This window comes from Haloimpatiens massiliensis (assembly GCF_900184255.1).
In the GTDB taxonomy this organism is placed as follows: Bacteria; Bacillota; Clostridia; order Clostridiales; family Clostridiaceae; genus Haloimpatiens; species Haloimpatiens massiliensis.
This window is the reverse complement of record NZ_LT854634.1, coordinates 161,032-173,547: the sequence shown is the minus strand read 5'-3', so window position 1 is coordinate 173,547 and position 12,516 is coordinate 161,032. Positions and strand designations below refer to the sequence as shown.

Annotated in this window: 14 protein-coding genes; 11 read left to right on the top strand and 3 right to left on the bottom strand. The window is 29.0% G+C overall.

Going from position 1 to position 12,516, the window contains the following annotated elements; all coding sequences use genetic code 11:
- From C1715_RS00850 to C1715_RS00835, 4 genes are all read left to right on the top strand, one after another.
- Positions 1–108, top strand: a 108-nt coding sequence (locus tag C1715_RS00850) for a zinc ribbon domain-containing protein (protein WP_146005351.1), incomplete at its 5' end; no start/stop codon positions are given.
- Positions 109–268: 160 nt separating this feature from the next.
- Complete coding sequence (locus C1715_RS00845; RefSeq protein ID WP_102398794.1) at positions 269–829, top strand: glucose-6-phosphate isomerase family protein; 561 nt, start codon at positions 269–271, stop codon at positions 827–829.
- Positions 830–900: 71 nt separating this feature from the next.
- Positions 901–2,658, top strand: a complete 1,758-nt coding sequence (locus C1715_RS00840) for a class I mannose-6-phosphate isomerase (RefSeq protein ID WP_102398793.1) — start codon at positions 901–903, stop codon at positions 2,656–2,658.
- A gap of 125 nt (positions 2,659–2,783) precedes the next feature.
- Entirely contained in the window at positions 2,784–3,509 is a 726-nt protein-coding gene (locus C1715_RS00835) for a GntR family transcriptional regulator (RefSeq protein ID WP_102398792.1), read from the top strand.
- 72 nt (positions 3,510–3,581) lie between these two features.
- On the opposite strand, the gene C1715_RS00830 is transcribed toward C1715_RS00835, so the two are convergent.
- A complete protein-coding gene (locus C1715_RS00830) occupies positions 3,582–4,034 on the bottom strand; it encodes a CD3072 family TudS-related putative desulfidase (protein WP_102398791.1) in 453 nt (150 codons plus the stop codon).
- A 190-nt stretch (positions 4,035–4,224) separates the two neighbouring features.
- Between C1715_RS00830 and C1715_RS00825 the strand changes: the two genes are divergently transcribed.
- Complete coding sequence (locus tag C1715_RS00825; RefSeq protein ID WP_102398790.1) at positions 4,225–4,794, top strand: CD3073 family putative ECF transporter S component; 570 nt, start codon at positions 4,225–4,227, stop codon at positions 4,792–4,794.
- Positions 4,795–4,951: 157 nt separating this feature from the next.
- The gene (locus C1715_RS00820; RefSeq protein ID WP_102398789.1) at positions 4,952–6,100 is read left to right on the top strand and encodes a phosphodiester glycosidase family protein; all 1,149 of its coding nucleotides are present in this window, start codon (positions 4,952–4,954) and stop codon (positions 6,098–6,100) included.
- Between the two features lie 12 nt (positions 6,101–6,112).
- Here C1715_RS00820 and C1715_RS00815 read toward each other — a convergent pair whose 3' ends face one another.
- A complete protein-coding gene (locus C1715_RS00815; RefSeq protein WP_102398788.1) occupies positions 6,113–6,964 on the bottom strand; it encodes a DegV family protein in 852 nt (283 codons plus the stop codon).
- A gap of 286 nt (positions 6,965–7,250) precedes the next feature.
- Between C1715_RS00815 and C1715_RS00810 the strand changes: the two genes are divergently transcribed.
- The 4 genes from C1715_RS00810 to surE all read left to right on the top strand — a co-directional run bounded on the left by C1715_RS00810 (position 7,251) and on the right by surE (position 10,728).
- The gene (locus tag C1715_RS00810) at positions 7,251–8,006 is read left to right on the top strand and encodes a 3'-5' exonuclease (RefSeq protein WP_102398787.1); all 756 of its coding nucleotides are present in this window, start codon (positions 7,251–7,253) and stop codon (positions 8,004–8,006) included.
- Between the two features lie 75 nt (positions 8,007–8,081).
- On the top strand, positions 8,082–9,104 hold the full coding sequence (splB, locus tag C1715_RS00805) for a spore photoproduct lyase (RefSeq protein ID WP_102398786.1): 1,023 nt from the start codon (positions 8,082–8,084) through the stop codon (positions 9,102–9,104).
- A 46-nt stretch (positions 9,105–9,150) separates the two neighbouring features.
- A complete protein-coding gene (locus C1715_RS00800) occupies positions 9,151–9,870 on the top strand; it encodes a creatininase family protein (protein WP_102398785.1) in 720 nt (239 codons plus the stop codon).
- A 102-nt stretch (positions 9,871–9,972) separates the two neighbouring features.
- Positions 9,973–10,728: a 5'/3'-nucleotidase SurE gene (gene surE / locus C1715_RS00795; RefSeq protein WP_102398784.1), complete on the top strand. Its 756-nt coding sequence runs from the start codon at positions 9,973–9,975 to the stop codon at positions 10,726–10,728.
- Between the two features lie 121 nt (positions 10,729–10,849).
- Here surE and C1715_RS00790 read toward each other — a convergent pair whose 3' ends face one another.
- On the bottom strand, positions 10,850–11,503 hold the full coding sequence (locus tag C1715_RS00790) for a 4Fe-4S binding protein (RefSeq protein ID WP_102398783.1): 654 nt from the start codon (positions 11,501–11,503) through the stop codon (positions 10,850–10,852).
- 552 nt (positions 11,504–12,055) lie between these two features.
- On the opposite strand from C1715_RS00790, the gene C1715_RS00785 reads away from it, so the two are divergent.
- Positions 12,056–12,496 carry a MarR family winged helix-turn-helix transcriptional regulator gene (locus tag C1715_RS00785; protein ID WP_102398782.1) on the top strand — a complete coding sequence of 147 codons (441 nt, stop codon included), beginning with the start codon at positions 12,056–12,058 and terminating at the stop codon, positions 12,494–12,496.
- The last annotated feature ends 20 nt before the right edge of the window (positions 12,497–12,516 follow it).

The following is a 12,516-nucleotide window of genomic DNA, read 5'->3' as shown; positions in this document are numbered from 1 at the left end:
TTAAAACTATCTGATAGAGTTTACAAATGCAGTTGTGGGCTTTCTATTGATAGAGATTTAAATGCATCAATAAATTTAGCTAATGCTAAAGAATATAAGATAGCTTAATTAAACAAGCACTTATATATGTACCCAAGGCTATTTGGGGAATTAACGACTGTGGAGTACTATACAAACTGTAGTAGCTTAGGCAAGGCAGAGTACGTTGAAGCAGTAAGAATCTCAATATGGATACATTTGACCATATTTTGAGTAGCAGGAAAAGTTTATGTGGGTCTTAGAACCTAAAGTGTATCATAAAATGCCTGAAGAAGTTTTAAAAGGACAAGATGTTATACATTATAAAAAATGTTTACGTGAGGTGAAAAATCTTTATAAGTATAGTGATTCATGTAAGTTAGACCCTAATACTCTAGTATATGAAGTTTATTCGTATACTGAAGGTGAAGAAAAAAAGCAAGGCAATTTGTTTTGGGGTCTTACAGTTATGTATCCTATTTATATAAATGATGAATGTAATATGACAAGAGGTCATTTTCATGAAAATAGAAATTGTGCAGAATTCTATTTTGGATTAAAGGGGGAGGGATTACTTCTTCTAATGAATAAAGAAGGTGAAATGTGGGCAGAAAGGATATGTGAAGGGTCACTCCACCACATAGATGGAGAAATTGCTCACAGGATAGTGAATGTTTCTGATGATAAATTGATGGTAGGAGCATGTTGGCCAACTACATCAGGGCATGATTATCAATCTATCGAAAGAAATGAATTTCCTTATAGAGTGTTTAAAAGTAATGGAAGAATTAAATTTGTAAAAAAACAGTAGAAAATACTTAAGAAAAAACTATGCATAAGTCATTATTTTTGAATGAATAGGAATTACAAGGAGGAAAGCAAATGGATTATAAAAAGAGAGTTTCTAATTATGATAAAGAACCAGAGATAATGGTAAGAGGATTTGAGCATAAAGCTTGGATGGGATACTTAAACATAATAAATGAGATTAAAAACAATATAGATAAGAAAAAATATGTTATAACTTTGGATTGCTATCCTGGTGTGAGAGACGAAGAGGTACTAAATGAATTTATAAATGGATTGAATCCTGAGGTTGTTATAAAAAGTGAAGATGTTTTCTATGAGGGAGAAAAAATAACAGATTTAATAAAAAGAAATTTAACTGATGATAGAGTTTTTGGAATAATGTATTATGGAGAAATAGATGATTTTATTGATAAAGATAAATTAGATGAAGCTAAACAAAAGTTAGAAGAAGTAGAAGAAGGTATAGTACTTGTTTATGGTGTGGCTGCAAGTAAAATTACTAAAGGAGATACCTTTATATACTTAGATTTAGCAAGATGGGAAATTCAAAATAGATATGCTAGAGGTGAGCTTGGAAATTTTAAGATTAACAACTTAAGTGAAGATGGATTAAGAAAATATAAAAGAGCATTTTTCATAGAATGGAGAATAGCAGATAGACATAAAAGAAAATTGTACAATAGCATAGATTACTTATTGGATACTAATGTAAAATATAATCCTAAAATGGTAACAGGAGATGCTTTTACAGCGGGATTAAGTGAAACTGTAAAGCGCCCATTTAGAATTGTACCTTATTTTGCTCCAGGGGTTTGGGGCGGACAATGGATGAAAGAGGTATGTGATTTAGATAGAAATGAAGATAATTTTGCTTGGTGTTTTGATGGAGTTCCTGAAGAAAATAGTTTGTATTTAAGATATGGAGATGTTAGGATAGAGGTTCCTTCTATAGATGTAGTATTATACAGACCTAAAGAATTGTTAGGAGAAAAGGTTTATGCAAGATTTGGAGCAGAGTTTCCAATAAGATTTGATTTTTTAGATACTATTGATGGAGGTAATTTAAGTCTTCAAGTTCATCCAGTAACAGAATATATTCAAGAAAAGTTTGGAATGCATTATACTCAAGATGAAAGTTATTATATTTTAGATGCAAAGGAGGACGCTTGTGTATATTTAGGATTAAAAGAAGGAATTAATAAGGATGATATGATAAATGATTTAGGGAGAGCTGAAAGAGGAGAGATTTTATTTGATGCAGAAAAGTATATAAATAAATTCCCAGCCCAAAAACATGATCATTTTTTAATTCCTGCAGGCACAATACATTGCTCTGGAAAAAATAGCATGGTACTTGAAATTAGTGCTACTCCATATATATTTACATTTAAACTATGGGACTGGGGTAGAGTTGGATTAGATGGTATTCCAAGACCTATCCATTTAAACCATGGTAAAAATGTGATACAATGGGATAGGACTACTAATTGGATAAAAAATAATTTGGTAAATAGAATAGAGCTTATTAAGGATGATGGAAAGGTAAAGGAAGAGAAGACTGGATTGCATGAATTAGAATTTATAGAAACAAGAAGATTTTGGTTTGATGATAAAATCTTGTTTAATACCAATAATGTAGTTAATGTTTTGAATCTTGTAGAAGGTGATGAAGCTGTAGTTGAAAGCCCTGATAATAGTTTTGAGCCGTTTACAGTTCATTATGCAGAAACCTTTATAATACCAGCAGATATTTCTATGTATACCATAAGACCTACGGGAATAAGTAAAGGGAAAAAGATAGGTGTAATAAAGGCCTATGTAAGATTTTAACCATATATTAATTATTATATAATATAATATTTAAAATTAAATATTTAAAGTAATGTATTGTATGTTAATTCATTGAAAAATTAAAGCTAAAGCTAATTATATTGGTATAAAAAAGAGGTGATAAATTGCAATTAGATTTTAATAAGGGAGCTCCTCCACTATATTATCAAATAGAGGAATTATTAAAGAAAAAGATTGAAAATGAGGAATATGTTGAGGGAGATATACTTCCTTCAGAGCTAGAACTTCAGGAATTTTTTCATGTAAGCAGAATAACTGTAAGACAGGCTATAAATGAGTTAGTTAACGAAGGATATGTAAAAAGGACTAGAGGTAAGGGAACCACAGTTATATTTAATAAAATAGAAGAACCTTTAAGCAGAATAATGAGTTTTACAGAAGAAATGAAAATGAGAGGGTATGAACCTTCTACAAGATTTGTTAAAGTAGATATAATAAAAGCCAATAAAGTCATAGCAAAAAATTTAGATATAAATGAAGGTGAAGAAGTTTATAAGATTCAAAGACTTCGATATGCAGACAACTTTCCAATGGTATTTTTCATAACATATTTAAAAAAAGAATTAGATTTACCTTTAGATGAAAAAGAATATGAGGGTTCTTTATATGAATTTTTAAGCAAAAATAAAAATATAATGGCGGTAAAAGTTAAAGAATATTTTGAAGCTGTAGCTACAGATGAGATTATAAGTAGATATTTGGGTGTGAAGATTGGAACACCTACTTTAAAAAGGACTAGACTTTCATTTGATTCTACAGGAAATAATTTGGAATACTCAGTTTGTTATTATAGAGCTGAGAGATATAAATATTTAGTTGAAATAGGATAGATTATCCCAGAAGCTATTTGCTTCTGGGTATTTTTTATATGTAATTCCCTTTAGTTTTTATAAGAAAGTTTCTTAATCTACATTATCAATACTTTCTTTGTAGTCTGTGGGTATTTCAATATAATCAATTGAAATACCTTCATTATTTAATATGTTAAAAATCTCTTCCATGAAAATGCCACGCTTACCTGTAATACTACAAGTTGGACTTTCGTTTATTCCTATTATAGTTTTGAGCTTGTATCCTGAGGCAATATATTTTTTTAGGTCTTCTAGTACTGAAAAAAATAAAGTTTTACATAGCTCTCTATATTCTGGACAATCGTATTCTTCTTTGCTCATAGGTTTTCTATTAGGTCCTAAAAATTTAAATTCTGGACAAGGTAGTTGTATTATACCGTAACCTTCCTTAATAAATTTATCTATCATAGTAAAAGCACCTCTGGCACGAGCAAGTGGTTCTACAACGCTGTTTTGATTTAATACACAGTGACTTACTAAAATTAAATTTTTACTTCTCTCCATTGATCTACTCTCCATTCAAAAGTTCTATTTTAAGTATACATTATAATATAACATTTTAAATATAAAAGATTATTTTGTATTTGAAAATCACATAGAACGTTTAATATCAATAGAATATTCCTATTTCACATGCTGTAGATGAAATATTATAATCAAGTGGAGTAATTTAATAATACAAGGAGATGAGCTTATGAGAAATAACAAGTTGAGAGTATTACTTTTATGTTCTATTGCAATTGCATTAAACATTGTACTTGGAATTTTAACTAGTAGTTTAAAGTTACCTCTTTACTTAGATACCATAGGTACTATATTTATAGCTGTTTATTTTGGACCTTGGTATGGCGCTGCGGTTGGTGGAATTACAAATTTAATTACTGGAATGATATTTAGTCCTAAGGATATTCCTTTTTTAATTGTCAATGTAGCTGTAGGCATAATTGTAGGATTTATAGCTAAAAAGTTTAAATTTAATTTTATTACAGCACTAATAACTGGAATTATATTAAGTATTGTATGTCCACTTATTGGAACACCTATAGGAATATGGGTTTATGGAGGTTTAACAGGAACTGGATTAGATTTCTTATTCTTGTGGCTTAAAGAAAGTGGCAGCAATATTTTTGTTGCATCATTTATTCCTAAGATTATAAATAATTTATTAGATAAAATAGGATCTTGTGTTTTAGTTTATCTCTTAATTACTTATTTACCAAAGCAGTATAGACATTCTAAATCTTTAGGAAGAGGAATGAATTAAAAAATTAAATTGAATTTTAAACAGACTATATCGTTGAATATGTAATTTTATTCAATGATATAGTCTATTTTAATTATTGTAGTATAGAATTTTTTGTTTTTTTAGAAATATTACTATGCTATAATAAAATAAATTATTAATAAATGGGGGAGCAATCGTGAGTGATTTAATGACAGAGAGTTCAATAGATAGAGATAAAACAATGGTTTCAAGAAAAGAAAGAATAAAATCCAGAAAAGTGAAAAGAAGGAATAAGAAAAGAAAAAGATTTAAGATATTATTAGCAATATTTATATTACTTGCAGGTATGTATTCAAGCTTAGTATTTTTAGATATACCTGTAATTTCAGAACTTAGAGATATATACATAGAAACTGCAATGACAACAGCAACTCATCAGTGGCTAGCTACATTATTTTTCCCAGATTCACTAATAAATAGAGTTATGAGCAAAAAAGTGAACAATTCTAATTTAGTATCAGTTACAAATATAGATAAAGATGTGAAGAATAGTGAAAACCAAGGCAGAAATAATGGACAAGCAGTAGATATTTTAAATCAGAGAAATTTAAAAGTTGGAGACAAAGATTATGCAGGAAATAATGTGGTTATAAATGATATTGAACAAGGCATTCTAATATCTAAAGTTAGCGGTACCAAGTTTAAAGGCAGGATTGCATTGATTGATGATCCAAAGAGGGTATTTGTAGGTACTACAGATAGAAAAGGTATTTCAGGAAGAGCTATTTTAGATTTTATTAGTATGTATGATGCTGTAATAGGTATAAATGCTAGTGGATTTAATGATGTTGGAGGTGTAGGAAATGGAGGCAGCATTATAGGGATTACATATTCAAATGGTGAAAAATGGGGAGAATATACAAATGGGTATGGTACAATAGCCTTTGATAAAAATAATAGGCTTATTGTTGGAGGAATACAAAATTGGGATAAATATAATATAAGAGATGGAGCTCAATTTTCACCAGTGCTAATTTCAGATAATAAGAAAATAATTAATGGTTCAGCAGGATGGGGACTTCAACCGAGAACTATTATAGGGCAAAGAAAGGATGGAGTTGTAATATTTTTAGTTATTGATGGAAGGCAGCCCACTTACAGTTTAGGGGCAACAATGGAAGACTGTGCAGAGGTTATGCAATCTTATGGAGCTATTACAGCGGCAGCATGTGATGGGGGATCATCTTCTATTATGGCTTATGATGGAAAAATTCTAACAAAATGTTCTTCTCCATCAAAGGTTGGTAGACTTCTTCCTAATGCATTTTTAGTTAGAAGAAAATAGGAAAAGAGCCTTTTAAGTTAAAGGCTCTTTTTCAATAACTACGCCTAAAAGGCCAGGACCAGTATGAACACCAGCAACTGGACTTATATCTCCAAAACCTAGATAATCTATATTAGGGTTATCTTTTAGTGAGTCGTAGAAGTTTCTACCTTCTTCGTAAGCGCCACCATGCATTACCCAAACTTTTGCTTTTGTATTATTTAAATTTTCCTTAACTATATCCATAAGTTTACTTTTTGCCTGTTTTTTGCCCCTTACTTTACAATAGGTATAATAGATTCCCTCATCGTTTATAGATATTATTGGTTTAATATTCAATAATTGTCCTAGGGTTCCAGATACTTTTCCGATTCGTCCACCTTTTATTAAATATTCTAAAGTATCAACTATATAATAAACACTAATATTATCTCTCATTTTAGGAAGAGCCGATACAATTTCATCATAGTTCTTTCCATTCTTTATCATTTCACCACAGCCTATAACTAGTGCACCTGCTCCAAGGGTTAAAGATTTTGAGTCAAAAACTGTTATATTAAGATTAGTATGTTCACTAGCAGCAAGTTTTAATGTGTTATAGGTACCAGATAATCCAGAACCTATAGGGATTGCAATGGCGTGTGTATATCCTTCAGCTTCAAGTTTATAAAAAAGTTCATGCATGTCTGCTACGGAAGGTAAGGATGTATGAGGAACTTCTACCTTTAAGTTATCATATACTTGTTGAGGTGTTATATTAACTTTATCAATGTATTCTTTATTTTTGTAAATTATTTTCAAATTAAGCATTTTTACATCATATTTTTTTATAAATTCGTCATTTAAATCACATGTGCTATCTGAAATTAAAGCTATTTTCTCCAAAATAATGCCTCCTAATAAATCAAATTAATACGCGGTTTTCAAAACTACATATAGGTATATTAATATAATACCACCTAGTGAGTCATATATCAACTAAAACATTCCATAATATCACCAATAAATAATATATCAACTAAAACATTCCAGTTGCAATGTATTAAATCTTATTATGCTATAATAAGATAAATTATTAATTTAATTGGAAGGATATTAATATGTATTTTAAGCAAAAATAAAAAATTAATACTAAAAGTATGAAATGATTTTGAGGGAGAATATGAATAAAATGAATTACATCATATTTGATTTAGAGTTTAACCAAGGTTGGGATGAGAAAGAAAATAAAGTGATTACAAATTCAAAAAATCCTTTTGAAATAATTCAAATTGGAGCAGTTAAACTTGATGAAAATCTTAATGTGGTTTCAAGCTTCAATAAATTAATAAAACCTAAAATATATAGTCAGATAAATCCGTATGTAAAAAAAATAACTAATATAACCATGGAACAATTGAATGAAGCGGAGGATTTTAAAAACATATGGAAAGAATTCATTGGATTTTTTACTGATAATAGAAATGTACTAGGTGTTTGGGGAACTTCAGATATTAAAGAATTAATAAGAAATATTGAATATCATAAATTAGATTCATCAGTAATACCTAGAGAGTATATTAATATTCAGTATTATGCTTCTAAGCATTTTAATTTGCAGAAAGGAAAAAATATTGGTCTTAAAAATGCAGTTAAACTATTAAATATTACAGGAAATAATAAATTTCATGATGCTTTTTATGATGCCTGTTATACTGCAGAGGTTTTTAAGAAAATTTATAATAAAAAAATTCAACCTAAGATATATAATCAACCTAAAAAAAGTAGAAAAAGTAGATATGATGAAAGTAAAGAAATTGACTTTGAGGGATTAATAAAGCAATTTGAAAAAATGTTTCAAAGAAAAATGAGTCCAGAAGAAAAATCTATGATTAAGTTAGCTTATATTATGGGGAAAACAAATCAATTTTTAATAAAGAATAAATAGGAATAGTTATTTTGTATAATATTTATTCTCCATGCAAAAATTAATGGTAAACAAATGAATGGAGGATTTTAAAACATGTTTATTCCTAAGAGAATAATATTTGAAAAGGGAAGCCTAGATTATGAAATAGGTAGATATGTATTAAATTTTTTTAAAGGAAATAGTGATGTACAAATTATAAATATCACATCTAATAGAATTAAAGAAAATATTCCAGGGGAGGATTTATATAATTTCTATAGAGAGGGTAAAAAAACTTTAGTTGTGGGAGTAAAGAAGGGATTAAAGTTTCAATCTTGTAAGCCATCAGCTCATTATCAATTGCCACTAGTATCAGGTTGTACAGGTCAATGTCAATATTGCTATTTAAATACTAATTTAGGTGATAAACCTTATATAAAAATAAACGCAAATGTGGAGGAGATACTTTATAAGGCACAAAGCTATATAAATGAAAAATTGCCAGAGGTAACTATATTTGAAGGTTCTGCTACCTCTGATCCTGTGCCTGTGGAGCCATATTCTCATTTGCTAAGGAGGACTATAGAATTTTTTGCAAATAATGAAAATGGCAGGTTTAGATTTGTCACAAAATATAATGATGTGGATAGCCTTATAAATTTGAATCACAAGGGAAAAACAGAAGTAAGATTTACTCTAAATACAGATAAGGTTATAAGAGAATATGAAAGTAAAACAGCCTCTATTAATAAAAGAATAGAAGCCAGTGTTAAGTTAGCTAAGGCAGAGTATCCCATAGGATTTATAATAGCACCTGTATTTATTTATGAGGGATGGAAGGAAGATTACAGGAATTTGTTAATAGAATTAAAAGATAATTTGCCAACAAATTTAAAATATCCACTAACTTTTGAAGTAATATCTCATAGGTATACCTCAAGAGCGAAAGATATAATATTGCAGGTATTTCCTAATACTAGTTTGCCTATGAATGATGAGGAGAGAAAATATAAATATGGTCAATTTGGTTATGGCAAATTTGTGTACGAAAAAGAACAACTTAGGCATATGAAAGAATTCTTTACGAAGGAAATAGAAGAAATATTTAAAAATAGTACCATAAAGTATATAATATAAGTTATATGGTAGTGTGCAACGAAATAATGTATTATGGGGGGATTTTATGTATATTGTAGACTATACTTCTGATGATTTTAATGAAATTTCTAGCAGGGTAAATACTGTAATAATACCTATAGGTTCAGTAGAAGCTCATGGACATCATCTTCCACTGGGCACAGACATATTTTCACCTAGGTTGTTTTGTGATAATATAAATAAAAAAATTGGAGATAGGATTTGGATTGCACCAGAGATTCCATATGGTCAAAGTTATGATCTATCTATATATCCTGGTACAGTTACAGTACCTTCTGAAGTAATGGCAGAATATCTTTTTCATGTGAGTAAAAGCTTTTATAATAACGGACTTAAAAATATAATTTTTTTAAACGGACATGGAGGAAATATAACTTCTCTTAGTTTGACAGCTGAGAAACTAGTGGATTTAGGTGCTGTGGTTATGACTATAAATTGGTGGATGGATTTTTCTAAGGATATACTTACTATAACTGAGGGGCAAGGTCATGGGGGAGAAGATGAAACCTCTGCTATTTTGTATTACAATGAAAGTTTAGTGCAAATGGGGAAAACTACAAAAAATCCTAATAAACAATTATATCCCGTGAGATTTAAAGATAGAGGAAAAACTATTTTTCAAGATGCCATTACGGGAGATGCAACTTTAGCTTCTAAAGAGAAAGGTGAAAAGATATTTAGTTTATTGGAAAATAAGATAATAGACAGAATAAATCTTATGGAGCAAGGAATATATTTTGAATAGATAATAAAATAAATCAATTTGTGGAACAATTAACAAAATTTACGACTTATTATAGAAGAAATTTAGGATACAGTTAACATAGACTTAGAAAGGAGTAACTAAATGAATATATTAATTACTAACGATGATGGAATAAATGCTAGAGGAATTAGAGCTTTAGCAGAGGAAATTTCTAAAAATCATGAAGTTTTAATAGTTGCCCCAAGAGAACAACAAAGTGCTACTAGTCACTCTATATCTATAAATAAGCCTATAAAAATAAAGGAAGAAAAACTACAAGGTTTAACCTGTAAGGCCTATAGTGTACTTGGAACTCCAGCAGATTGCACTCAAGCAGGTCTTTCATTACTTGGAAAAGATATAGATTTAGTTATCTCGGGTATTAATAGAGGGCTTAATGCTGGTACCGATGTATTGTATTCCGGTACAGTATCTGCTGCTATTGAAGGAGCTATTTATAATGTTCCATCCATTGCAGTTTCTATGGGAGTAGATTGGGAAAAAGATGATGAAGACTATAACAAGGCAGTAAAATGGACAAGTAAAATACTTAAAATGGTGGAAAAAGAGTATTTAAGAGGAGATGTGGTTATTAATATAAACATTCCTAATATAAAAGAAGAAGATATAAAAGGCATTAAGGTTTGTAGGATAGGAAAATCAACTTATAAGGCAAAATATACATTAATAGAAGATAGTGAAGACAAGATTTATAAAAAAAATGGAACGAGAAATGAAATACAAGAACAGGATTCTGATTTATATTTTCTTTCTCAGGGATATGTAACAGTAACTCCGCTGCATTTTGATTTCACTAATTTTAATATTTTAGAAGAAGTAAGAGATATAATTGAATAATATGGTTTAATATGGTATATTTTTCGGGTATAATAAAATAAACATATAAACAAAAAGTCTTAGAAAAGTATTTTTATTTTTCTAAGGCTTTTTATATACATGTGTCTAGCAATGAATTTTACTAAAGGGTTTTGCCGATGGATTTTTTAGGACACGAATAAACACATTTGCTACACTGGATGCAATCCTTGTGAGTGATAGCATTGTCTTTAAATTCATAGGGTGCTATACCCATAGGGCAATTACGCTCACATATTTTGCAGGACACGCAAGAATTATTTACTTTAAGTAAAGAAGAACTATTTTTATTATTTTTAAAAAATGATATTAATGCAGCTATGCTGCCCATAGGACAGAAATTACACCAGGTTCTATGGTTGTAAAATAAAGATAAAATAATGCCAATTAGAGTAGTAACCGCTATAAGTCTATAGAATATGAATCCCATTGCATATAAATTACCCCAATTCTCTATCATTCCTAAGGTGAACATAGTGAGCATGATAACAGTAACGATTAATCTAAAAAATGTAGATTTAAGAAATTTAGGTACTTTTCTTTTGTTACTAAATTTAGATACTACATTATCGTAAAAGCTTCCTCTAGGACAAATGTTACCACACCAGAATCTTCCCTTAAATAAAGATAGTATTATAGGTCCAACCATACATAGGATTGCAATTAATCCTATTCTAAAATCAAATAATCCAAGTATCATAAAGATTATTAGAATTATATAAGAATATTTTTTCCAAATTAAAGATAAATTTTTCATCATAAGCACCTCCAATTTTTTAATATACCCTACAGGGGTATCTGAAAAATATTATATTTTATATTTATTAGTGTGTCAATATAAACTTATGAAATATAAAAAAAATAATTACCTAATATTTAAATATATCCAGTAAAAATTTTATTGAATATTTTAGTCATCATATATTTTATAACCTATATAATGATTAAACCACAATAAGGTACAATGTGGTGGAATTATGAAATTTCTCCTCCATGACTTGCATAAAAGCTCGGAACAATAAATTAAATTTAAACAGTTCCTTCGCTTCTTATGCAAGTCATTCCAGAGAAATTTCATAATTCAAGTAATATAATGCTTTTTGTGGGTTAATCATATAATAATTTGTAATTGAAAAAAATTTGTTAACATATTGAGAAAAAACTTGACTAGTGTTATTAAAAGGATTAATATATTTCGTATGCGAAATATATTAATACGAATGATTTTAATATAAAACGTTTTTTGAAAATATGTAACAAGGATCAACAATAATTTGTAGGAATTATTAAGAGAGGGGGATAATGTTCCATGAATAATACAAATAAATCAATTGAGATAGTTAGGATGCTGAAGCAGGTTATGGATTCTATAAAGCAAAGTGTGAAAAAAGAATTTAAAGATATGAAATTAACAGCACCACAAGGCATGATTATAGGCATACTGTCCCATGAGGGAAAAATGAAAATAAGCGATTTAAGTAAGCGTATAGGGCTTTCTAATAGTACTATATCGGGTATAGTAGACAGATTAGAAAAGCAAGGCTTGGTAGAAAGAATTAGAAGTGAAAAGGATAGAAGAGTTGTTTATGTAGATGTAAACCCTGAATTTAGAAAAAATTCAAAAGATCGCTTTTGTCAAATACAAAGAAAAATTGAGATGATGGTAAGTAAAACATCAGATGAGGAAGCAGATAAAATACTTGAAGGTTTGTCCATATTAAAAGAAGTAGTAGACAGGGAAACTTTCTAGATTTTCAAATATAACCTTAG